Genomic DNA, 23,223 nt, shown 5'->3' on the forward strand with positions numbered 1-23,223 from the left:
CAAAACGTGCGTCAGAATCGAGCTTCCTGGATTTCCGCTTCTGGCCGATTTCGGACGCTAGGGGAGGGCAATTAGCCCATGCTGTCGGGGGTAGGCTACGATTCTAATCCGCGCTCCTCATCCCATTCGAAGGGAACGAGAGCCACCCCATTTCGCCAGCGCTCGACGATAGTCTCTTGATACCATGGCTCCATTATGTCCGCGTGTTCAGTGATGATGACCTGCATGCGAGGAGACAAATCCTGGACGACATCCTTTATGAGCTGAAAGATCCGAATCACGGCCAATCTGTCCTCATCGTGCACGTCGACCTCGTTCACATCTCTCCCTTTCTCAGCAGGGAAATAAACCTGCGATGGCTGATCGAGAAAGAGGAAGCGAGGCACGGGACGGACCTTACGTGCGAAGAAGTCATGAAGCGAAAGCAGTGCAATAAGGTGGCAACCAAGCCAGGTGGCGCCGCTGCCCATGCGATTCATCGGAACCGGACCTTCATCAGCGTCTGCAACGACTAGTAACTTCTTAGGATCGAGCCGAAAAGGAATGCCGCTGTGTTCCAACTCAAGATGTTTTGCCCAACGAGTCATCAGGTTGCCGAGTCGGCTCATAATCGAGGCAGTGCGTTCTCGAACACTATCATCGCTCAGCAACGAATCGAGTTGGGCGATTCGTTCACGCAATGCACCAATTTCAGCGGCAAGCTTATCGTTATCCTGAGCGGTAGGCAGGGATTCTAGCGTGAGACTAATGCGCCCGAGGACATGAGCCCTCCGGGATGCTGCATCGCGCATCGATTGGAGACGCGCGTCGGAAGCACGAATCGATTCGAGAGCAGACCAGTTGTTACGAAGTGACCCTTTTAAGTCGTTTAGCTCTTTAGTCTTTTCAGAGATCAAGGTGTCTAGGCCGGGGGTATGCCTAAGCACGTTCTGCAGTTGGCTTCTCGCCATCTCGAGTTCGGAGCGTAGCTCTTCCACCAGCGGCATCGTTGCTGGTAAAGGCTGGATACAAATCGGGCAGGTGTGCTTGTCGTCACCTAGCAGGCCTATGCTTTCGAGCCTAGCGACCTGTTCGCCGGTTTCGTTAGCAAAACTGCCCTCATCCTTCCGAAGCCCGGTCATCGCCTGCAACTCGTCGTTGATGAAATGCAGCCTTTCTCGTAGCTTGATCCGTTCACTACTGAGGCGCACCAACTCTGCTTGATCGACCTCTGATGCAACCATTTCCAGATGCTCCGCGGTTGGAGCATTGCCAGCTGCACGCAGCGACTCTATGGCATTGCTATAAGAGGCTGCTGAGAAGTCCGGTGCAATCAAACCTACGTTTTTTGCCTCGGCAACAAGGCCGTCCACCCTCCCTTCACTTGTGAGCGATAGTGAACGCGCCAGCTCGGATTCCTTCATGCGAAGGTCTCGTCGTAGCGTCCTTAGCTGAGCGGAAAGCTCGACGTGGTCGTCTTCGACGGCTCCGATAAAGTAGGGGAAAGTGTCCTTGATCCCCTGAGCAATCCAGTGATCACTTTGGCCATGAAACAGGAACCCAGGCTGCGAGATCTCCGTCTGCTTTTGGAACGCGTAGGCCAGCGCGTGCCGAATGCCCGCCGAGAGCTCGCGGCGGGTCTGACCTTCAGGTGGCGTATGACGATGCGCGCCTATGCCTATGGCCAGCTCAATTCGAGCCATCACTGCGTCAATATTCGCGGTGACTGATAGCTGTTGGAAAGTGGGAATAGTGAGCGCCGAGCCCGTGACATAGTATGCGTCCGATGTCGTTGTCTTACCCCGGTCCGGCGCGCGGCGAGCGACGAAGTGTTCGGAACTGCCGTCGGTTAGGCGCAGTCCATACCAGTCAATAGTCCGAGCCATGATGCCGTGTGGAATGTTGCACGTTGAGCTGCCGAGGCAATAGTCAACAATATCGATCAGGGATGATTTTCCTGTGCCGGACTCGCCTGTGATGATGTTTACCTTGCCGGGCTTCAACGGAACGATCCGTGGGGAACGTCCGGCGGAGTAGATGACGATGTCGAGAATTTGAATGCTCATGGACGAACGCCCCATAGGGCCATAACAGTGGAATAGTCGCCTGAAGCCGCGAACCAACGACCCACGAAGTGGGCCATCTTTGCGCAGTCGATCACTTCTGCGGTCGCAAACCCTGCACCATATTTATTGACCCGCCTCTGTGACGCGAGCGGTGCGATATGCGTGCCCTGAAGTTGAATGAGGCCTCCGGCCGATGAAATGGCGATCGCTTGTCGAACCAGCGGAGCAAGGGCGCGAGCCCTATCGGGAAACCCCACCTGCGCGAAGGGGTTAACGCTCAGCCACGCCACAAGGCTCGTATTGATACGCCGAGGGAGCGCCTCACGTGTCACTTTCTGCAATACAACCGGAAGTACGACGAAGGCGAGCGCGTATGGTAGTCCCTGCTCATCGTCTTGCTCCTCCTGGTGCCCCTTTGCGGCCATGTAAAGCAGGGTGCCCAGGAACGATGGATTCAGCAGGCGGATCTGCTCTATCGGCTGGCGGTGCCAGGATGCGTCCTTTTTTCGGAGCCCAATGGTCTCATTCATGCGGCTTGCGTCCGGCTTTCCAGCAAATGCTGCAGCTTGGACATGAAGTGGGGATGCCAACCCACTCTCAGATCATTAGCCAGCATATGAAGCGAGCCACGAGAGATGCTGGGATTGTCCACGTTCTTATGGATGGGAAAGCAAGAAGTCTCCACCCACTCATAGATCCTCTTAGCCATCTGCTCCTGTTCTACCTCTGCCAGCTCCCGCCCAATATCGTCAAGTGCGCGCTGGAAAATGAGATCCCATTCCTCACAAAGTTTCTGCTCATACTTATCAAGGTCGCCTACCATCACTAGGCTCTCTCGCACCCAGCGCGATCGCTGTTCAAAAGCGCGGTAGTAATCGCGCACGGCAGCAAGTACGCGGCGATCATTGATGCCAACTAGCTTGGCCTGATGAACGAATATTTCATTTTCATAAGCAGTCATGTCGACCACGTGATCGAGGATGTCGTTGTCAACGGGAAGAGCGCTGACCAACTGCTCACGAATATCATCCATCTGCGCCTGGAGATCGACGCTCCTGATGGGAAACTTCGAGCCCGCTATCAAATGTCTAAGGGAGGCGGTCAACCACCAGCCCTCAAGCCGGGATAGGAAGGACTCAACGTGATCTCGCCTCACGGTGAAGCGTATCTCGTGACGAATATCGTGCCCAACCTGCTCGATGTTCGACGCTCCCGGAGCGATGACGATCGATGACACTAAAGCAGCTTGCTCCTTTTCAGGCATCGCGAGGAAGAGAGTGTATGCGGGGATATTCGTGGAGTTCGTCGAAGTCTGAGCAGTGATGCGCATCGCGGAGAGCGCGCCAGCCTCATCTCGGGACGCGGCTAGGAGGCGGCTGGCTATCGACCCTGATGCAACGCCATGCGTTGTCATTAGGATCAGGCGATCGCCGGAAGCAATTGCCCCGGATGCACGGCCTTCAATCCAGATACGAAGTGACTTCCAAATGTCTGGAGATGCGTCCGTCAGATTGGCCAAGCTGTTGGTGTGGTGCTTGAGCTGGAATAGCTCCAAGGGCGTGCCAATGGATTCGAAGACGACGTCGTCCAAGGTCTCTAGATAAACGGAGAAGCCGTCGTCAGAACTGGTGTCTATACGACGAAGGGCTGTCAGCAACGCGACGCGTATCTGATATAGGTACCCCAGTGCAGAATCGCCTGCTCCGAAAGCAGAGCTTCCGCTCGCGATTGACGTTGTCATCCGTCCCCCCTGTCCCTTGATCGCTTCGATAAAGCGCACCAGCGATTCGACTGCCGGCTTTCCTGCCAACGGCGCGATGGTCGCATGGATGAGGCGGGCGCTCCACTATGCGTCCAGCTCAGTCATTACCGCATAACCCGCACAACTGCAGCCTGTCGTTTCTAATCCTCAAGCAAACGAGCTGCCGGATTGTCTGCCGCGCCACCCGTTTGGAAATACCCCATCACGCTGGACACCGCGCGGTGCTCGGTCATCGCCATGATCGCCGGTAGCGCCCCCCCCCTGACGGCTCGCCTCGGTCACGAAGCCCGAGCGCAAGCTATGCCCACGAGAGGGCGGGGCCCACGCGCTGCTTCCAGAGCCGCCGAAAAATCGCCCCTTCAGTGATGCCAGCGGCCACCAACCAAGCCTCCAGCGCTTGCGTGGCCCGATCAAGAACGGGCTTGTCGGGCGTCGACGATGCTGTCACGCCCGCCTGCTGCGTCTTGCTGTGCTCCAAGCGATAAATGAAGCCCTGCGGGCCAATGCGGCGCAGGTCGCGCAGATCCGCGGCCGCGACCTCGCTGCGCCGACGGCCACCGCTGGCAAAGCCAAAGCAGAGCAGGGCGCGATCAGGCAAGCCTTCCAGACTCTCATCGCAGGTCGCCAGCATCGCCTCGAGCTCGGTCAGGGTGATCGCGGTTTTCTTGCGCGGGCGGACGCCGCGCTTGACCGCCGCCCGCGCAGCGCGACTCAGCACCGTGCGGATCGCCGGCTGTTCGCACGGGTTGGCCGCATGCTTGAGGCGATGTGCCGTCGACAGCACGGCCACCCGGTGGCGGACCGTTGCCAGGGTCCACGGTCCGAGCTTGGCCTTGAGGCCGGCGGCCACCAGCGCCTGGTCGACGACCGGCGGCAATTCCCAAGCCAGTTCGCCATCGACGGATCGGCGGGCCACGTGATCGACCACAAACTGCAGCACAGTGGCTTCCGCCACCGGCAACGCCGGTCGACGCCGTAACGGGCTGCATGCCAACCAGCCCAGTAGCGCAGGGCGCTGGCGTAACTCCGCGTGGTGTTCGCGGCGGCCGCTTCGGCGAGCAATTCGCGCACCGCGAAATAGGGCGTATACCCACGATAATCATCACTTATCGCGAGTACGTCAAGGCAAGGGCAGGGCACCGATCGAGGAGACCATTGCATGGCTCGTGGCATCACCCAAGAGCAGGTCAACACGGCCGCCGACACCATTTTGGGCGCCGGCGAAACCCGGGCCCAGGCAGCCCGAGATCTGGCCGAACACGCCTGCGCCACCCTGGATGGCCAATTGCAGGACAGTCATGCTCTTCGGGCGGACCTTGTACAGCAATGCGATCGCCTGAAGACGCGAAGCAGTGGCAGCAGCGCAACGAAGTGGCCGAACGAACACACCGAGAGGCTGTCACCACCATGCAGAATTCGAACCGCGATGCCAGCATGCGGGTACGTCACTTGGAACAGGGGATCGCGCGCCAAGCAGGCCAGGTTACCGCCTTAGAAAAGGCGCTTTCCGTGGCTTCAGTTAAGCAAAATCCACCGGCAACGACTGCCACAACCTCCGCGAAACGCAGCCCACGGAAGAAGGGCCCAGCTCGCCCGGCCAAGTGACCCCTCGACTACATCCCTAGGCCGATCCAGATAAGGATGGAAATGCTTCGTCAAAGAGTTATGGTCAGCATCAAGGTTTTTCTTGAGGAACACTTCGGGCACTTCAGCAAGGACGACTTTGGGTCGAAATCATCATTACAAGCCGGCCTGGCCATCTCATCGGCATGGGCTGTTACATCATCTGCAGTAGTGATTGCTTGCCAGATATGGCCTGACAGCTCGTACTTGAGCTACATAAGAACTGCGATTCCCGAAGCAATAGGGCCGCACCTGTGGAATGTCATCGGCACGATCGCAGCCATGGCTGTCGGCTGGGCGCTGCTATTCCCCCGAGTGGAGCACTTCGCAAGGTTTGCGAACTATCTACTGCTAACCACCTTTGGCATTGGCATCCTTATGTTCGGAACCCTTGCCGGCAAGCTTTTCAGCACCTCACCCCCAGAGAATCTTTCTGCCTTATCACGGGCAGGCCTTTATATCTTGGTCGCCGCGCTGATGATGATTTGTTTCGCCCTTAACTTTGCTCTGTGGATTGCCGCATCGCTCCTGGATGGCACACCAAAACACGCAAGGTTCGCGCAAAAGTGGCGCCAGACCACCTTGTGGCTGAGGCTGGCGATTGCCATCGCGATGATCGCGCTCCCTGGCTACTTACTCGTCACAAGCAAAGCCGCACCGTCAGGAGATGCAACCTGTACAGCGGCCACAGGAACAAGCCAACAACACAGCCCAGGGACTTCGACAGCAGCACGAGACACAGCTTGACGCCAAAAGATGACCGGGTAAGCGGGACATGACACGGTTAGCGGGACACGCGACCGAATTAAGAGGACTGCGACAACGGCGCACCACATGATCGACCACGATTTGACATAATATACATTATGCGCAATTGCAGATGTATCCGGCGCTGGGCCGACACGCTCCGTGCATTCCTGCGTTCCCTGCTGCATGGAACGCGCGAATGCCACGTAAGCGCCATCGACTTCGAAGTCCCGCGCACCGTGCCGGACAGCCGGCGCCGAATTAGCCAACTCTTGAAGTGCCCGGACAAAAGTCAGGCTCGCTCATCAATGACTCGAGGTGAGCCTGACTTTATTTTTGCCCCTCAGGCAGCTTCGCCTTCCAGCAGGAAATCCAGCACCGTACATACGTACGTGTCCGGATGCTCAACGTTGGGCAAATGGACGGCCGGCAGGATCACCAGGCGCGCCCCTGGCACGGTCGCAGCGATGTGCTCACCATAACTTGCCAGCGTGACGGTATCGTCCTTGCCCGCGATCACCAGCGTGGGGCGATTGATAAGTGCGATCGTTCGCCGCATGTCGTTGTCGCGCACTGCGGCGTAGGAGCCCGCCAAACCCCGTGGGGAGGTGGAAAGCAGCATGTCGCGGAATGGCTCAATGGCGGGGTGCTTTGCTTCAAGCATGTGGGCCGGGAACCATTTGGCCAGGAACGCCTGTGCTACGGCGGCCATGTCGGGCGCTGTCTGCAATGCTGCGATACGTGCATCGAACTCGTTGGCAGGACCCAGGTGGGCTGACGTATTGCTCAGGATGAGCAGGTCGATGCGATCCGGTGTATGGATGCCCAGCCATTGCCCCACCAGGCCGCCGAGCGACAGGCCAAGAAAGTGCGCACGTTCAATGCCGAGCGCATCGAGCAGCTCGATCACGTCGCGACCAAGTCGATCCATCGAATAGGCCCCTCCGGGAGCGTCCGATTCACCGTGGCCGCGGGCGTCGTAGCGCAGCACGCGAAAGTGCGGGGTCAGTGCGGCTATTTGACCATCCCACATGTGCAACGTCGTGCCGATGGAGTTTGACAGGACGAGCACGGGCTTGTTCTCGTTGCCATCGACGCGGTAAGCCATGCGGTATCCGTCGCCGGTGGTGATGAAGCCGGTGATGATGAAAGTGGCGTCATTCATAACGCTTTGCTCCTTGGGGTGGGGTCGGAGCCTGTGCGGGTGGAGATGCTAGACGCCACCGACTCAGGCAAAAATACAAAGGTTGGAAAAATTCAGTAGTAATGCAGGGCCTGAGCGCCCTCCCCTGCACGACCTCCAATGCTTCGGAGTCGTGGTCAAGGCGAGCAGCTTTCAAACCGCAGCTCAGGATCGATTTCCAGTCCGAATCCGCGTTACGGCTTGTCGACCTTGACGGTTGCCGTAGTCGACGGGACGACGGGTAGATCCTCGCTGGTGTACTTGTAGATGTCTGAGCCGATGGCATAGGCAGTGAAGTGCTCGCCATCGGGCAGCACGCGGATCTTGTTGGTCACGCGCCCCATCTCCACGTGTTCCCAGTGCTTGCCACCATCCCTGGTTTCGAAACCGCCCTTGGTGGTGCCGACCCAGCCAAGATCCGCATTGGCGAAGCCCACGCCGAACTCGGTGACTTCCTTGTCGTCGACTAGTGGTAGCTCCTTCCATGTCTTACCGCCATCGGTAGTTTTCGCTACACGGCGCTGAATGGACTTCGGATCGGTGTCGTAGCTCTGGATGGTGGCGTAACCCACGTGCCGTGTCGGGAAGGCGCCCTTCCAAATCAGTTCCGCAGGCCGTTTGGATTCGTACGCACGCGTCCAGTGCGCACCGCCATCGTGGGTGGTGATGATGACGGCATGCGATTTCGACAGGTCTGTGTCCGAGCCGCCGTAGATCACGCCGTTCCTGGCATCGAAGAATTTGACGTCCACGATCATGGCGATCCATGGCGTCATGTCGGTGTTGGTCCAGGTCTTCCCGCCGTCCAGCGAGCTGAGCAGTCGGGCGGGGCCGCTTACTCGTCCGGCCGCGTGGATCACCGTGGCAGAGCTGTTGTGCGAGGCGTTATCGGGGTGAAGGATGTCGATGCCACAGACGCCCTTCATCGGTTCGCCGGGAATGTTTGTCACGGCATGCCAGTGGTCACCGCCATCATCCGTCTCGTAGAGCGGCGTGCTGTCCGTGACGCCAGGGTAATAACCGGTGCCGATGTTTCCCGCATAACCGTGCTGCGCATCGATCATGCCGATGGAGCGGAAGTAGGTTCCTGGCTGCTTGAGTACGTTCTGCCAATGCTGGCCGCCATCGGTGCTGCGCCAGATGTTGCCCTTGCCATTGACATAGAAGCCGATGTCCTGGTTCACAAAATAGATATCGTCCTGTTTTCCTTTGTATGGCTCGGTCGGGAGCTTCTGCCAATGACTCCCCGCTTGTGGTGTTAACGAGGCGTCGTTGGCTAAGGCGACACCTTGAGAGCATGCAAGTGCCAGCGCCGCAAATGGCAATGCCTTGCGGGCAAGCATGATCGATCGGAAAAAGAATGCATCGTTAGGCATGATTGGGTTGTCTCGATCCTTTTTCATACTCATACCCTCTGGAGGGTGCGCATTTTTGTAAACGAAATTCTCTTTGCGGCAGAAAAGTGCGGCCAACGAATTGAGTGGGTGATCACAAGCTAGAAGCCGCCATCGTTTGCTTGACTACGCAAAATTTGTAGCCGCCCACCCTCTCGAAGCCATGTTTGACATCATTGCATAAGCACTTATATATTTGTCTACATGACGCCTGGGCTAGGAACGAAATTACGCCATTTGATTGAGCTGCTCGATGGAGCGGTGGAGGAAGCCTATGCCTCGGCGGGACTGCGTTATCGACCTCGGTTCACGCCGGTAATGCGTGCCTTGATGGTGTGCGAGCCTTCCACGATCGGACAGATTGCGGAGGCCGCAAAGATCACTCAACCTGCGGCAACGCAGACGGTTGCCTTGATGATCAAGGAAGGGCTGCTCGCCTCCGAACCCGGGCCGGTTGATGGTCGCCAGCGATTGATCCGCCTATCACCGCGAGGTCGCGCGATGCTGCCGCGACTGCGCGAATGCTGGCAGATAACGCAAATGGCTGCCGATAGCCTCGATGCATCGCTATCGCGCCCTCTATCGCAGTTACTCGACGAGGCGATCGCGGCACTGGACGCGAAATCGTTCTGCAACCGGATAGCGAAAGCACGCACGCAACTATCCAGTGCGGAACCTCTATCTAGTAAGAGTGCTGTGAGGAAGCGCAATACAGGCGCAGGCAAGGACGCCGCGAAAAAGAAACGGACGAGCGATGCGTGACTGCCAGCCTTGTGCAAGCACGAAACCTCGCGAGCGACGGCAATAGATACGCGACCACCACTCCATTCCGTCGGCAGATCCCCAATTGAGTTCACAGGATCTCGCTGTGAACTACCGCTACTCCCATGCAAATGGGCACGGCGCCCATGCATATCTTTTAATCAACGTGCAGAAGTACTTGGCGTAGCCCCTCTATGAAACACATCCTGCTGACCATGTCATTGGCACTCTGCTCCTGCTGCGCAGCCGCCGCCGACCTCGACGCTTCGGTGATCACAGCGAACCATCAACGCGAAGTGATCGAACAGGCCGCCGAGGTGATCCAGGCCCGCTATGTGGATCCGGCGCTCGGGCGCAAAGTCGCCCAAGCGATTCGCCAGCAGGCCAACACCGATGCGTTCAAGCACGACCGCGAGCCCGAAGCGTTCGCCCAGGCGCTGACCGTCGAGCTGCGCAAGCTTTCCGGTGATGGGCACTTTCGCATCAACTACAGTGCGCAGCCGGTGCCCGAGCCCAACGCGCAAACCGCCGATCAATACGAAGAAGACGACGACAGCTGGGCTGGCCCCGCGGTCAACCATGGCTTCGAGAGTGTGCGGCGCCTGAATGGCGACATTGGTTACCTCGACCTGCGCGTATTCGCACCACCGCGCGTGGCGGCCGACATGCTGCAATCCGCGATGACCTTGCTGGCACAGTCCAAGGTCCTGATCATCGACTTGCGCAACAACGGCGGCGGCGACAGCAGCATGGACATGCTGATGGCCGCCTACCTACTGGACCAGCCGGCAGAGATGAGCTCCATCTACGATCGCCCAAGCAACCGGCTTACTCGTGCCACCTCACCGGTATGGGTGCCCGGCCGCCGATTCGGCGGCACCAAGCCGGTCTATGTGCTTATCTCGCACAAGACCTTTTCCGCGGCGGAAGCGTTCACTTACGACCTGCAGGCCATGAAGCGCATCACCGTGGTCGGCGAAGCCAGTGGCGGCGGCGCGCATCCCTATGAGCGTCGGCGCCTCACCGATCATTTCCTGATCAAGTTACCGGAAATGCGCTCGATCAATCCCATCACCGGCACCGACTGGCAGGGCGTGGGCGTGAAGCCGGATGTGCCGACCCCGCCCGAGCTTGCGCTCGACAAGGCGCTCGAACTGGCACACGCGGCGCTAGCCGAAGCAGCCAGGCCGAGTGAAAAGTCAACGCACTGACATTCCGCACTTGCAGGGCCGCCTGTAACAGCCCGCTGCCGCCGCCAGGCGGCAGCCATCTACCCCGTACCATCGCGCCCTACTGGCAATAACACGGGCATCGCCTTGCGGCGAGCCGCCTTACCCACCAGCCCCCAGGTACTTCGCGAACCAATCCAGCGAACGCTGCAGCATGTCACGCACGTGCTTCGAGTCGGCGAATTGATGCCCCTCGTTTCCATTTTTCCCGGAAACACTCCTGCGTCCGCCGTCAATTGGCCAGCTGGTTGACGACCATATCCAACAGCACCCTGAGTCTTGCGAGCCGACGCATGTCACGGTGATAGCCCATCCAAATATCACGCACAGGCGGCTCTTCGCCTAGATCGATGCGATGGAGTTGCCCGATGGCGTCGCCCAACGGCCGCGGCAACACGGCAATCCCTACGCCCTCGACACACATACGTGCCTGTACTGAGCGCGAGTTGCTACGAAAGACGACGCGCGCGTTCGGGAGTATGCGCTGCAGCCAGGTGACTTCCGGCATGCCGCCAAACGCAAGATTCATCACCAGTAACGATGCGCCTTCCCCATCGCCGAGCACTGGGCGCGGATGGTCCATCGACGCATAGACGCCGTAAGGCATGCGAAGCAGTTTGCGGGAAACGACATCCGGCTCGTCGAACGGCTGGATGCGGAACGCCAGGTCAGCCTCCTGCCGTGACAGGCTGAAAAGCCGCGAATCGGTCAGCAGCTCGACGCTCACGCGCGGATACTGCCTGGAGAACTGGGCGGTGACAGGTGTCAACACATACTCGGCAAACCAGTCCGCCGATGTGATGCGCAACATGCCATCGAGCTGCCGTCCCTTTCCGGCGAGCTGACGCTGAAAGGCGAGCGCCTCTTCTTCCATGCGCTCGGCATGGCCGAGCACGAGCGAGCCTTCGTCGGTCAGAACGAAACCATCCTTGGTGCGCTGTAGCAGTTGCTGTCCGAGCGCCTGTTCAAGTGCCTGCAATCGCCGCCCCATGGTGGGCTGGCTCTGCCCTAATTTGCGCGCGGCACCACCCAGCGTTCCCTCACGGGTAATGGCAAGAAACACGCGCAGATCACCCCATTCCATCAACGCCCACCCCTGGTCGAACCCCACGAATTTGTCGCCATGAACTACCGCGCAACCCATTCAATTATGCATGGAACCCATGCGCATCTTTCGATCAACATGCAGAAATTTTTGTCGTAGCGTACGCACTCACTCGCCTCCCCAGCGAGCCCGCCCCACCCGTTCGATGAGTTCGATAGCACGCTTGCGATCCGTACCGATCCAGCTGTTCCACCCCATCCCAAGGAAACGCAATGAAAGCCATGATGCGCAGGACGCTTCCCCTTTGTCTGATGCTCTCGTTGATGGCTTCATATGGCAGTACTGCAGCTGCTGCAACTCACTCGTTGCACGTAAGTGTGTTGCCGTCGGCGAAAACAAAGATTGCTACCAAGGCTTCCTTGGCGATGGTCATGCTTCCCGTCGGCGTCACCTTGCGTGACATTGATGGCGGCCCTCAGTACTTCTCCAATAAAGATCCCCGCAGTGCATGGATGGATAGCCACATCATGCTGGGCGCATGGATGGAACAGCCGGCTGATGCCACTCAGGTGGGTTATGCCGTGGCGATGGGCAACAACATCTATTGGAACCTCGGCGGCAAGGCCGGCGATCCGGAGCAGTGGCGCGCTGACTATGACCTGATCCGCGCGGCAGGCATGCACGTTTCCGCACCGGACACCACGCCCAACAGCGGCACCGAAACGGTGGCATACGACGGCTGGGACGAGGCGGATATGCAATACGGCGCAGGCGCCAATGGCTGGAACCCCGCTGCGCCCAATGCCAATCTCGACGACTGCCTGCCGGCCGGAAGCGAGTGCGGCTACACCGTGGCGAAATGGTCCTACACAGGTCAGCCCACCGGTTATGGTTCGCCGGGTTACCCCATCAACAACATGGCCAAGCACCAGGGCTACGGCAAAGGCGTGCTGTTCTGGATGTGGGATTCCGAGGCCGCAGTATTTTTGGGCTACTCGGACATCCTTTCGGCCGACAGCTATTGGATGACCGATCCCGACCTGGAAGCGAATTCCCAGGGCGGCTGCGCGTTTTTCCCCCATAGCGAAAACATTTGCTATGGCGCGAATCCCGTCGGACTGACCCGCATCCAGCGCGCCCTGCCTGCCAACTATGCGTTCAACGTGACGCGACTGCAGACGCTGTCCAGCACGCTCAACCACCAGTCGAAGCCGGTGGTGGTCGATGTCGAGACGGGCTGCCCCATCTATGGCGGAACGGAGTGCATCACTCCTCCGGCGATGAAGGCGGCGGCCATGCACGGCCTGATCGCCGGTGCGCGCGGCATCTTGTGGTTCCAGCACAACTTCAGCGGGCCTTGCACCGACTACACCACGCTGATCGACGGCTCGGATCCCAGCACCGGCGATTACAACTGCCAGCAGACCCCGGGCGTCACCATTCATGACGTGGTGTTGAACATCAAGGCGTTCAACCAGCAGGTGAGCAGCGTGAACAATGCCCTGTTGTCGCCATTCGCCGATAGCTACGTAAGCCACACGGGCAATGTCGCTGCGATGGCGAAGTACGACGGCAGCCATTTCTACGTCTTCGCCGCCTCCGGCACGCCAGCGACCCCGCCGCCGGCGAATCAATCGGTGACGTTTACGGTAAAGAGCTCCGGCGCGACCAAGGTCACCGTCGTCAATGAGGGACGTACCATTCCCTTGGTCAATGGCACGACGTTTACCGATACCTTCGCCGACGCCAATGCGTATCACGTCTACCGCATGGATTGACCGCTCCGCCGCAACCGCGCAGCGCTGCCATCGGGTAGGTGGCGACCCAGTAATTGCAGATGCATCCGGTCCCGAATTCACGACCGGCTAGGTGGGTGTTGTCGATCAGCTAGCGGTATCCCCTGCCCGTTATCCCATATCTCCATCAACAAACGAGACAATCCATGTCGACCAGCAAGACCACGCATTTCCTGGCACGAACCCTTTCGTTGGCTCTGATCGGTGCCTGGGCGGGACCGGCCCTGAGTGAACAAGGCATCGTCGACCATGTGAATGCGGAGGCCGCCAAAGGGGCCGTCATCACGCATCCACTGCGCGCCAACGTATCGGAGCTGGAAGGGTCCGGCGGCAACATCACCGTGCTTAGCGGCCCGGACGGTAAGTTTCTGGTCGATGCCGGCATCGCTTTGTCCAAGGCCGCCATGCAGGCGAGTCTGTCCAAGCTTGGCCCGGCGCCCGTCAAGTATGTCGCGAACACACATTGGCATTGGGATCACTCGGACGGCGATGCGTGGCTTCACGAGGCGGGCGCCACAATCATCGCCACACCGCAAACCGTCAGCCATCTCACCAAGGCATCGCGCGTCTCGGATTGGGACCATACCTTCCCCGCCGTCACCGCGGACGGCGTGCCGTCGGTCCGATTAACAACGGACAAGACTTACACGATGAATGGTGAGTCTGTCGTGGTGCATCCGCTTATGGCGAGCCACACCGACGGCGACATCTCCGTCTACTTCAAGCATGCCGATGTCCTGGCGACGGGCGACACGTTCTGGAACGGCATTTACCCGTTCATCGATCATGAACACGGCGGCGGCATTAATGGAACCATCGCCGCGGTCGACTCCTATCTGAAATTCGTTACCGACAAGACGATCATCGTTCCAGGGCATGGCGCGGTGGCGGATCGAAAACAGCTACTTGAGTATCGCGACATGCTAATCGCCGTCCGCGATCGCGTCGCGGCACTCAAACATCAGGGTATGACAGTAGCCGAGGTTGTCGCGACCAAACCCACCGAGCCGTTTGACGCCAAGTGGGGGAAGTTCATCGTTACGCCGGAGCTGTTCACGAGGCTCGTCTACGACGGCGTATGAGCGACTGTTGATGAATAGCCGTCCGTCGTTCGGATGCAGACGGCTATTTGAAGCTACGCCCTCTAAACTAGCGATTTCGGCCGCCCGGCGTCGGGCGTCACCGGCGAATCAAGACTTCCATTCCTCGGTGTAGGCAAAGCGCGTTGGTCGCAGTGACATGTATTGCACGACGCGTGGTCGCTGTGCACGGTTCGGACTGCTGCCATGCGGCAGCAGGTGATGCCAGATAATCATGTCGCCGCGCTTTGCGGCAACTGGCTTCATCGTCAAGGTGCGCCGCGCATAGTCATGCACATTCACGCCTGAGGGAATGCTTTTCAGCCACTGCTTCAGTGTGTGATGAAAGCCCGGTACGCAGCTGAAAGCTCCCTGGTCCTCATCAACGTCGGCGAGATACAGGATGCCCTGCAATTCAAGGCAGTGCGGTTCGGCGAGCGTGGAATCCCAGTGCAAATGCGGTCCGGGAAACGGCCAGTTTTCGCGCTCCGGTGGATTAAGCCCGCCTTGGTCGATGGTTACCCAAAGATCCTCGCGCCCCCACAATTGTGCATGAGCCTTATGAATACGTGGCGCGCGACGATTGGCGACCAGAGCCGGATGCCGCAGTAGCGGCACCCAAATGGAATGGCCCAGCGATTCGCGATACCAGGACTCCGGGTTGTCGCGGTCCATCCCTAAAAAATCGTAGATGGCCATCTCTGCGATTTCCGCCGCCTCCGAGCTGATCGCGTTGCGCAGGATGACGTAGCCATGCTCGTGCCAGTGCACGAGGTCGTCGGCGGTCAGGCCTTCGACATGCTCGAGACTACCGACTTCGGCGCCGACGGCTTCGCCTGCTAGTGCACGCCGCAAGCGATTCAACGAGACTTCTTTCAGTTCGCCGCCATTGCGCTCCCATACCCAGGCTTCGAATTGCGCATAACTCGGCTGCTGCTGATGCAAGTAGCGCAGGGTTTCCAGCACATTAAGACGCAAGCCGGCCAGCAACGTCTTCACGACATCCTGCGGTAGCGGCGCAGCAGATCCTGGCGCGCACACGCGAGCCCAGTAAGTGTGCAGCTCATCGATACCAAGACTTGTCGCCGTCTCGCTCATCGTGCTCCTTACTGCTTCAAAATTTCTTCCAGCCCCTGACGTCTCGGCGACGCTGCATGGAATCATGAGGCGTTTCGTGTCTGCGGGGAAGGCTGGCTTGGAGCACTCCTTATGCATATGGGTCGCTTGTAGTTTTGGGCCAAAAGCCCCCTCCCCTACCCGCGATAACACCGACTAATCGAGCAGGGTTTCGATTGTCCACTCAGCTCCTCATCAGGTCTTACCCGCCGGCATACGGCCGTACCCGGCTCATGGCGAGCAGAAGATCACGACGTGTCGATCGCCCGCGCGGAATATGGGGTTGTCTTGTTGTTTTAGAGGGCCCACCCTTCGCGATACTCGCGACGCAGAAACGTGCTGGCGCCCGGCATGTTGGTGATGCGCATGTTCGCCGCGTCGTACTCGATCCTGCCGCCCGCGCGAAGGGACACGACGCCCAGCAGCATGACCTCCGTCAGCCGTGCGGCGTACGAGAACGGCGACGACGCTTCCGCCTTCCCCATGCAGGCGTCCACCCAGTTCATCTCGTGCGAGGTCTTGATGCGCGCGAACGTTTGAGGAGGCGTGCCCACCGAATCATGCAACGACTGCGGCAGCAGGCGCGGGTTCGCGCCGTAGGTCTCGTGGATCAGCTCGCCCTTGTCCCCAACGTACAGGACACCACCGTCCTTGCTCATCTGCCCGGCTCCCAACGCTTTCAGCCCCGGCGGCAGCAATGCGCCGTCATACCAGGTGAGCTTCACCGGCGGCCTGTTGCCGCGTGCGGGGAAGTCGTAATGCGTCATCGTCGCCATGGGGTACGACTCCTTGTTGAATGGCGTCGAGACGGTCTCCACGGACGTCGGAAAACCCAGGTCCAGCGACCAGAACGGGGAATCGATCAGGTGCGCCCCCATGTCGCCGATGGCACCCACACCCCAATCCACCCAGCCGCGCCAGTTGAACGGGTGATACAGGGGGTGGTAGTCGATGAGGGGGCCGGGGCCAAGGAAGAGATCCCATGCCAGCCCTTCCGGCTTCGGATAGTTGCCGACCATGGCATTGGCGAGCCGATCCATCACCGCGTCCTCGTTCCAGCTCGCGTCGTCCGGCCGTGACCTGGCTTGCGGACGTGGAATTCCCTGCGGCCAGTAGGCAAGTGGGCGATTCGTCCAGGCGTGGACCTCGCGAACATCGCCGATCGCCCCAGCCGCGATGTACTCGTTGATTAACCGGGCATCGTCGGTTGAGTGCCCCTGGTTTCCCATCTGCGTGACGAGCCTGGGATTGTCTTTCGCTTTCCTGGACAGTTCGCGAGCTTCATAAATCGACCAGGTGAGTGGCTTCTGCAGATACACGTGCTTGCCATGGCTCATCGCCGCGCTGGCGATCACCGCATGCAGGTGATCCGGCGTCGCAATGACCACCGCGTCGATGTCCTTCTGCTGTTCGAGCATCCGGCGGTAGTCGGTATAGCGCTTGATCGAATTGAACTTGCTGGAAAGCAGCCTTGTCTGCTCGATCTCGTCCTGCAGCTCCCGGCGTTCTTTAGCGGTCTGGGCCTTGTCGAGGCGTGCCTGCGCTTTCCCCAGCCCGTCGACCATTCCGCGAAAGGACTTCTCCGTATAGCGCCAGTCCACATCGCACAGGGCGACGATGTTCTCGCCAGCCAGCGCGCGCATGTTGTGCATGCCCATGCCACCGACACCGATGCCGGCAATGTTCAATCGATCGCTGGGCGGCGTATAGCCGGGCCCGCCCAGGACGTGGCGGGGCACGATCATCAGCCCGGCCGCGGCGATGGCCGTGCCCGTGAGGAATTCGCGGCGGGAGAGCTTGCCGCTCGCCTCCGTATCCCCGGAGGCTCCACTGGCGCAATGGCTCTGCTTCTCTTTCGCGATTTTCGATTCATCCGTCATGGGCGCTGCAACCCCGGGTTGGATATCGATATCCGATGCGCAGCATTCTGGCCGCAACGAGATCAGGGGATCAAGGTGACCCGTTCGGGACGTCACGCGGACTGAGGACAGCCACTGGCCGATGTCTGTCGCCGCTATATGCAACTGGCGGCCGCGGACATCCGCGTACGGGGCCGTGTCCGCAATAGATCGGAAGTTGACCTCTCCTACCCTTGATAACTTGCCCTAATCGCCCTGCCCTCGTTCGCTTCCGGCCAAAAGCAGCCCTTGGTATCGAGGTTTTTCGACGATGCGTAAATCCAATCCAATTTGTCATTAGGTGAATGACGGAACGCGCGTTCGAATACCTTACGTCCACTACGTGTGAGCCACAAAGATTCGCATCTCTGGATTGATCGTGCGCAGCTCATCGAGGTTCGCGTGGCCTGGCAAGGAGCCCTTGTTCGCCGGCGCGGACAGCTTCACGCGGATTCTGGCGCGTGGCGACTCAGTCCTTTTGCAATGCAACAAGCATCACGCCGCGAAAGCGGGTTACAGTTGAACGCAGGCATTGATCGCTGAGCATCCGGACATCGGGTCCATTACGTCATGGCCTTTTTTTAGATATTGAATTTAGATCGATCTAAAGCTCAGGACCGCAACATGCCGGCTGGGGAGCGCGAGGCCATGGTGCAGTGCTTGTCGGTAACCCGGGGGTATGCCGCGCGCTGGTCATGGTGCTGACGTGCGAGATGACCATGGCGGACGCAACGCAACGCAACGCAACGCAAGGTAAGGGTTTGGGCATGTGGGGCGGGTTCGGCTCCGCCAGGGTGCCTGTGTAGGTTCGCGTGGATGTAGCCGTCTAAACGGCTATATGCGTGCACGTTTCCGTGCCGGATCACCGCCCACGGTCCGGCCTGGGGTTGGTGAGGAGACGTAGTCTCCATCCCTTCGTGGGCATCCGAGAGGAGCGCTTCTGATCATGAATCTCGAAGCCATACGCATACGAGTTCAGACACTATTGGCCGTGGCCAGTCTGATTGCTCTGGCCGTCGTCTTTCCTTCGACGGCAGCCGAACAAGCCTACCCAACCAGCCCGCGAGCCGACGGCTCGACAGCCGTCGCCCGTGCCCGGGTGGCAGCAGATGTATTGATGAGTTCCTACGACCCCGGCAAGGCCTGGTTTCCGTCCAGCTGGTGGAACTCAGCAGTCTCCCTGCAGACCATCGGGGATTACATGCAACGCACCGGCGACGGCCGCTATCTCGGGCCATTGGACAACACTTTCGAAAAAGACAAAGGCGTGTTTCCAGCCGGGGTATTGTCGGGTGACCCCTTGCTGGGCAACTTCACCAGCCGAGCCATCGACGACTCCGAATGGTGGGGCCTGACCTGGCTGCAAGCCTATGATCTGACCAGGAACCCGAAGTACCTGGACATGGCGGTCACCATTGCCAATTACGTGAACGGTTACTGGGACACCAGCACCTGCGGCGGTGGCGTCTGGTGGAATGCCGAGCGCACCTACAAGAATGCTGTCACCAACGGATTATGGATTCGGCTCACCGCCGAATTGCATAACCGGATCCCTGGCGACCAGTTGTGGTTGGCTCGATCCAGTACCGCCTGGGAGTGGCTCCAGAGCAGCGGCATGATCAATGCCAACGGCCTGGTCAACGACGGCCTCACCGACACCTGCACCAACAATGGCCAGACCGTGTGGTCCTACAACCAGGGCTTGGCGATAGGTGGCGGCCTGGAGTTGTGGCGCGCTACCGGAGACCCACGCATCCTCGCGAGCGTGCGGCGCCTGGCTGACGCCGCGATCGGTCCGAACGCTCTGGTGACTAATGGCATTCTGACGGAAACCTGTGACGCCACGGACCAGACCTGCGACGACAACGGCAAGCAGTTCAAGGGCATCTTCATGCGCTACTGGACTGACCTTGTCGACACCACCCATGATCGCCGGTACGCAGCCTTCCTCGATCAGCAAGCCGAAAGCATCTGGGAAAACGACCGCGACGCTGCCGGCCGACTTGGCACCCGTTGGTCCGGTGCCACCAGCAACGAACACCCCAACGTTTTCGACTGGCGCACCCAGGCTAGCGCGCTCAGTGCCCTGATCGGCGACGTACCCACTACGACACCGCAGGAGTCGCTGGCTGCGACCATGTCCCCGGCGCAACCGGTGATCATGCCGCCCGCGTCGGGTGCCACATCCATCGCTATCGATCTCGGTGTCTCGGCAACCGGATTCTTCCCGCTGCAAGCGCGCGCCTCCATCGATGCGCCCTCCGGGTGGAGCGTGTCCCCGCCAACCACCCGAGTGCGCTTGCAGCCCCGCGGCATCGCCGTACCGGTCAGCAGCACCGTTCCACTGATAGTCACCGTACCGAGCACGGCGACGAATGGACATCAGATGGTCACCGCGGACGTGACAGCGGCGGGGCTGCACTTCACCACCCAGGCTGACGTATTGGTCGCGCACAAGATCGACTTCGATACCGGCACCGCCGACGAAAACCCGTGGCTGTTCGATCCTGATGGCTCGCAGAGCAACGGTGTGCAGAACCGCTTTGCCGACGGCAACGCCCACTTCACCTATCGATTCCCCTTCCCCGCCGATACCACCTCGGCGCAGGTCACCCTGACCATCGACAACGAATTCCTGGTGCTAGTCAGCGTCGACAATGAGCACTGGACGACCGTGCTGCAAGAGACCCAGCCAGTCACCGACGGCTCAAACAAGGCCGGCCGCAACATCGACCTGACACCGTACCTCGGCGCCGCCACCCATGGCTCCAAGCCGATTTACCTGAAGGTGTCAGATGCCTTCCCCAATGACGGCTGGGGTGGGCGCGTATATCACGTTACGGCGAACATCGTCGAATAGCCTTATGGTGCCTCCGTCCTCGATCATGCGAGGACGGAGGCACTAACAGTCGCTAAAGGACGATAGCGCCGCGCGTAAGGGCCTCGGGCTGTCGCTTAGTAATCCGCCGACGCGTACAGATTTTGATGGTGGCTTAGCGGAACTGGGCACTCCAACAGTCGCCCGCACCTTCGCAGGATGATCAACCAACTTCATTCCCTTCCTGATGGTCGAAACACCCCCGATAACCTGCCCTAATCACACCGCCCATGTCCCTTAGGTCTAGGCGGCCATTGGTGGCGAAGCCTGTTCAGATGGGACGAGTCGACATCGAATGGATCAGCTTGTTGGTCCACTCCCCTTACCTGCCCACGACCTTGGCAAGTTCCGAGACCTTGTTGTTGAACGCCGCATCGCCGCCGGTGGCACTCAATACACCGGACGCGTTGTTCCAATGCAGTTGGGTCGTGACGCTCTTGCCCTCCTCATAGCCGTACGACGTACCATCGTCGTCATAGAGCGCAAAGTTGGCATCTTTACCTGGATAGACACGGATCTCAGTGACCGACTGCTTCGACGCGGTCGACTGAATGTCCGAACCCAGTGGCACGATGGAGCCAGCGCGAATGAAAACAGGAATCTGGTCGATGGGGGCGACTACCTTGATCCAGCGCCCGCCCGTCAGCTTTTCGTTGGTCCAGAAGTTGTACCAATCACTGCCGGCAGGAAGATAAACGTCTTTCTCCGTCTGGCCTTGCTCGGTAATCGGCGCCACCAGGAAGGCCGGTCCGAACATATATTCCGTACCCAGGTTGGCGACTTGGGCGTCGCCCGGGAAATCCATCCACAACGGCCGCATGAAGGGCGCGCCCGTGTCATAGGTTTTCTTGGCCTGGCTGTAGATATATGGAATCAGGCGGTAACGAAGTTTGTCGTACTTCGCCATGATCGCTTCGGCTTGATGGCCGAATGCCCAGATTTCTGTGTGCTTGCGATCGCCGTGCAAACGCAAGGTCGGCAGAAAGGTGCCGTATTCGAACCAACGCGTGAGCAACTCCGGATAGTCGTTGTTCTGTCCCACCGTGTCGCGTGCATCGGAAGGGTCAAGCAGCGGGGGCTTGGTGGCGCTGGTGGTCTGCGGCAAGTATTGCCAGCCGCCGATGTCGTTGCCCCAGTACGCAATGCCGGAGGCGGTCATGTTGAGACCGGTGGGAATCTGGCGCTGTAGTGCCTCCCAGGTGGGGTCGATATCTGACGACCAGAACAGCGCGCCGGTGCGTTGCGAACCCAAGTAGGCCGCGCGAGAGAGAATCAATACACGTTCGTCCGGCTTCCAGGTGCGCATCCCCTGCGCAACGCCCTCCACGTGCACTAGCGGAAAGACGTTGTGGTAGCGATCACCAGAGCCGATCGAGAAGAAGTAGCTGTCCGGCACGAGATCCGGCTCGGTTTCGTCAAGCCATGGATAATCGAAGCCATGCGAGAGAATGTTGTCGCGGGCGTGTTCCCAGAACCACTGACGAGCTGCGGGGTTGGTCGAGTCGATCAACGCGCCGGCGCGATCCGAACGGAACGCTAGGCCATCGACTGTCTTGCCATTCTTGTCCTTCAGAAAATAACCCTTGGCATCAAGCTCGCTGAAGTAACGTCCGGATCGTTCGAGCCGCGGCCAGATGGATATGATCGACTTCATGCCCGCATCATGAAGCTGCTTGTTCATGCCATCGGGGTCGGGAAATTCCGCCGGATTGATGTCCAGCTGCCCCATGTGGGTCCAATAGAACCAGTCGACAACCATCACGTCGAGCGGATAGTTCTTTTTGCGATACGTATGCGCGACGCGCAACACTTCGGCTTGGCTGTCGTAGCGCGCCTTGGACTGGATCAAACCGAAGGCAGCCTTAGGCGGGATCGGTGTCTTGCCCGTCACCCGTGCGTAGGCCGAATAAATCGCCTCGGGCGTGTCGCCCGTCACGACAAAGAAGCTGATGCGCTCCCCTACTTTCGACTGGAAGCTCGTGTGGCCGCGAACGCCGGCGACAAATCGTGTATCCGACGGGTTGTCCCAGATGATGCCGTAACCCTTGGACGACACCATGAAGGGCACGCAGACGGTTTCCCCACTCGGTGCGTCGTACCAGTGCTGGCAATCGATGACGCGACCGCGCAGATCGAGAGGGCCAAGGCTGTCCTGATTCTGACCCATGCCGTAGTAGTGTTCGTCAACAGGAGCCGAGAATGTGGCGCCCACCTGATAGGTGTCTTCGCCGGCGACCTCATGCGGGGACATCTCCCAACCCGTCATGTTGACGACAGTCGCACCCTTTGCGTTCTTCACTTGCAAGCGAACCGGTGCAAGGTCCGGCGCAAAGTACCGCTCCATGGTGCCTGGCGTGTGCGGTGCTGGCGCCGCATCGACATGCAAGGTCAGCTCGGGCGATGCAAAGGTATCACCGCTCGGGTCGTGCGTCTCATGGAGCGCCGAATGATCGGCGTGGTCAGCAATAATCCCGTAGCCGGGTGCCTTCAATGCCTGGGTTTTATCGGCAGCAATCGTTATATGGACAACGTTCGGGCCATAAGCTTCGATCCTTACCCATGCGCCATGGCGGTCAAGCGTAGCCGCCGACGCAGCGTTGACGGCGGTAACTGCAGTGACGAGGGACAAGGCCAGGCTAAGCAATGCAGTGTTTGAGGTTCGCATG

General features: G+C 59.5%; 16 protein-coding genes and 1 pseudogene. 6 read left to right on the forward strand and 11 right to left on the reverse strand.

Annotation, left to right across the window (positions count from 1 at the left end):
* Positions 1-95: 95 nt before the first annotated feature.
* The 5 genes and pseudogenes from BM338_RS14585 to BM338_RS21635 form a co-directional block, all read right to left on the reverse strand.
* Positions 96-2,045, reverse strand: a complete 1,950-nt coding sequence (locus BM338_RS14585; RefSeq protein ID WP_255367316.1) for a DUF3732 domain-containing protein — start codon at positions 2,043-2,045, stop codon at positions 96-98.
* Positions 2,042-2,575 carry a three component ABC system middle component gene (locus BM338_RS14590; RefSeq protein WP_090451888.1) on the reverse strand — a complete coding sequence of 178 codons (534 nt, stop codon included), beginning with the start codon at positions 2,573-2,575 and terminating at the stop codon, positions 2,042-2,044. The genes BM338_RS14585 and BM338_RS14590 overlap by 4 nt, the downstream gene beginning before the upstream one ends.
* Positions 2,572-3,825: an ABC-three component system protein gene (locus tag BM338_RS14595; protein WP_255367317.1), complete on the reverse strand. Its 1,254-nt coding sequence runs from the start codon at positions 3,823-3,825 to the stop codon at positions 2,572-2,574. The genes BM338_RS14590 and BM338_RS14595 overlap by 4 nt, the downstream gene beginning before the upstream one ends.
* A gap of 122 nt (positions 3,826-3,947) precedes the next feature.
* Positions 3,948-4,917, reverse strand: a pseudogene (locus BM338_RS14600) (integrase).
* A gap of 10 nt (positions 4,918-4,927) precedes the next feature.
* Positions 4,928-5,134, reverse strand: a complete 207-nt coding sequence (locus BM338_RS21635) for a hypothetical protein (RefSeq protein WP_090451890.1) — start codon at positions 5,132-5,134, stop codon at positions 4,928-4,930.
* A gap of 338 nt (positions 5,135-5,472) precedes the next feature.
* On the opposite strand from BM338_RS21635, the gene BM338_RS14610 reads away from it, so the two are divergent.
* Positions 5,473-6,177 carry a hypothetical protein gene (locus BM338_RS14610; RefSeq protein ID WP_090451892.1) on the forward strand — a complete coding sequence of 235 codons (705 nt, stop codon included), beginning with the start codon at positions 5,473-5,475 and terminating at the stop codon, positions 6,175-6,177.
* 343 nt (positions 6,178-6,520) lie between these two features.
* Here the strand turns inward: BM338_RS14610 and pcaD are convergent, their stop codons facing one another.
* Positions 6,521-7,342 (reverse strand): 3-oxoadipate enol-lactonase, encoded by an 822-nt coding sequence (gene pcaD, locus BM338_RS14615; RefSeq protein WP_090451893.1) that lies wholly within the window; start codon positions 7,340-7,342, stop codon positions 6,521-6,523.
* 212 nt (positions 7,343-7,554) lie between these two features.
* Complete coding sequence (locus tag BM338_RS14620; RefSeq protein WP_090451895.1) at positions 7,555-8,544, reverse strand: WD40/YVTN/BNR-like repeat-containing protein; 990 nt, start codon at positions 8,542-8,544, stop codon at positions 7,555-7,557.
* Between the two features lie 447 nt (positions 8,545-8,991).
* Between BM338_RS14620 and BM338_RS14625 the strand changes: the two genes are divergently transcribed.
* Both BM338_RS14625 and BM338_RS14630 read left to right on the forward strand, forming a co-directional pair.
* Complete coding sequence (locus BM338_RS14625; RefSeq protein ID WP_218156355.1) at positions 8,992-9,516, forward strand: MarR family winged helix-turn-helix transcriptional regulator; 525 nt, start codon at positions 8,992-8,994, stop codon at positions 9,514-9,516.
* Between the two features lie 194 nt (positions 9,517-9,710).
* Positions 9,711-10,727, forward strand: coding sequence for a S41 family peptidase (locus BM338_RS14630; RefSeq protein ID WP_090451899.1), 1,017 nt, complete (start codon positions 9,711-9,713; stop codon positions 10,725-10,727).
* 250 nt (positions 10,728-10,977) lie between these two features.
* Here the strand turns inward: BM338_RS14630 and BM338_RS14635 are convergent, their stop codons facing one another.
* Positions 10,978-11,808 carry a LysR family transcriptional regulator gene (locus tag BM338_RS14635; protein ID WP_255367318.1) on the reverse strand — a complete coding sequence of 277 codons (831 nt, stop codon included), beginning with the start codon at positions 11,806-11,808 and terminating at the stop codon, positions 10,978-10,980.
* A 407-nt stretch (positions 11,809-12,215) separates the two neighbouring features.
* On the opposite strand from BM338_RS14635, the gene BM338_RS14640 reads away from it, so the two are divergent.
* The gene (locus tag BM338_RS14640) at positions 12,216-13,568 is read left to right on the forward strand and encodes a hypothetical protein (RefSeq protein ID WP_090451901.1); all 1,353 of its coding nucleotides are present in this window, start codon (positions 12,216-12,218) and stop codon (positions 13,566-13,568) included.
* Positions 13,569-13,732: 164 nt separating this feature from the next.
* Entirely contained in the window at positions 13,733-14,668 is a 936-nt protein-coding gene (locus BM338_RS14645; protein WP_090451903.1) for an MBL fold metallo-hydrolase, read from the forward strand.
* Positions 14,669-14,776: 108 nt separating this feature from the next.
* On the opposite strand, the gene BM338_RS14650 is transcribed toward BM338_RS14645, so the two are convergent.
* Together BM338_RS14650 and BM338_RS14655 are read right to left on the reverse strand one after the other, a co-directional pair.
* Positions 14,777-15,763, reverse strand: a complete 987-nt coding sequence (locus BM338_RS14650) for a phytanoyl-CoA dioxygenase family protein (RefSeq protein ID WP_177229362.1) — start codon at positions 15,761-15,763, stop codon at positions 14,777-14,779.
* A gap of 314 nt (positions 15,764-16,077) precedes the next feature.
* Positions 16,078-17,661, reverse strand: coding sequence for a Gfo/Idh/MocA family protein (locus BM338_RS14655; RefSeq protein WP_090451907.1), 1,584 nt, complete (start codon positions 17,659-17,661; stop codon positions 16,078-16,080).
* Positions 17,662-18,625: 964 nt separating this feature from the next.
* Between BM338_RS14655 and BM338_RS14660 the strand changes: the two genes are divergently transcribed.
* Positions 18,626-20,539: a glycoside hydrolase family 76 protein gene (locus BM338_RS14660; RefSeq protein WP_090451908.1), complete on the forward strand. Its 1,914-nt coding sequence runs from the start codon at positions 18,626-18,628 to the stop codon at positions 20,537-20,539.
* Positions 20,540-20,879: 340 nt separating this feature from the next.
* Here BM338_RS14660 and BM338_RS14665 read toward each other — a convergent pair whose 3' ends face one another.
* Positions 20,880-23,222, reverse strand: coding sequence for a glycoside hydrolase family 31 protein (locus BM338_RS14665; RefSeq protein WP_090451910.1), 2,343 nt, complete (start codon positions 23,220-23,222; stop codon positions 20,880-20,882).
* Position 23,223 lies beyond the last annotated feature (1 nt).

This window comes from Dyella sp. OK004, from assembly GCF_900114495.1.
Taxonomy (GTDB): domain Bacteria; phylum Pseudomonadota; class Gammaproteobacteria; order Xanthomonadales; family Rhodanobacteraceae; genus Dyella_D.

Bases quoted from the DNA above. Each gene is read 5' to 3' on its own strand.
- BM338_RS14585 (WP_255367316.1), bottom strand. From the start codon at position 2,045: ATGAGCATTCAAATTCTCGACATCGTCATCTACTCCGCCGGACGTTCC.
- BM338_RS14590 (WP_090451888.1), bottom strand. From the start codon at position 2,575: ATGAATGAGACCATTGGGCTCCGAAAAAAGGACGCATCCTGGCACCGC.
- BM338_RS14610 (WP_090451892.1), top strand. From the start codon at position 5,473: ATGGTCAGCATCAAGGTTTTTCTTGAGGAACACTTCGGGCACTTCAGC.
- pcaD (WP_090451893.1), bottom strand. From the start codon at position 7,342: ATGAATGACGCCACTTTCATCATCACCGGCTTCATCACCACCGGCGAC.
- BM338_RS14630 (WP_090451899.1), top strand. From the start codon at position 9,711: ATGAAACACATCCTGCTGACCATGTCATTGGCACTCTGCTCCTGCTGC.
- BM338_RS14640 (WP_090451901.1), top strand. From the start codon at position 12,216: ATGGTCATGCTTCCCGTCGGCGTCACCTTGCGTGACATTGATGGCGGC.
- BM338_RS14645 (WP_090451903.1), top strand. From the start codon at position 13,733: ATGTCGACCAGCAAGACCACGCATTTCCTGGCACGAACCCTTTCGTTG.
- BM338_RS14650 (WP_177229362.1), bottom strand. From the start codon at position 15,763: ATGAGCGAGACGGCGACAAGTCTTGGTATCGATGAGCTGCACACTTAC.
- BM338_RS14655 (WP_090451907.1), bottom strand. From the start codon at position 17,661: ATGACGGATGAATCGAAAATCGCGAAAGAGAAGCAGAGCCATTGCGCC.
- BM338_RS14660 (WP_090451908.1), top strand. From the start codon at position 18,626: ATGAATCTCGAAGCCATACGCATACGAGTTCAGACACTATTGGCCGTG.
- BM338_RS14665 (WP_090451910.1), bottom strand. From the start codon at position 23,222: ATGCGAACCTCAAACACTGCATTGCTTAGCCTGGCCTTGTCCCTCGTC.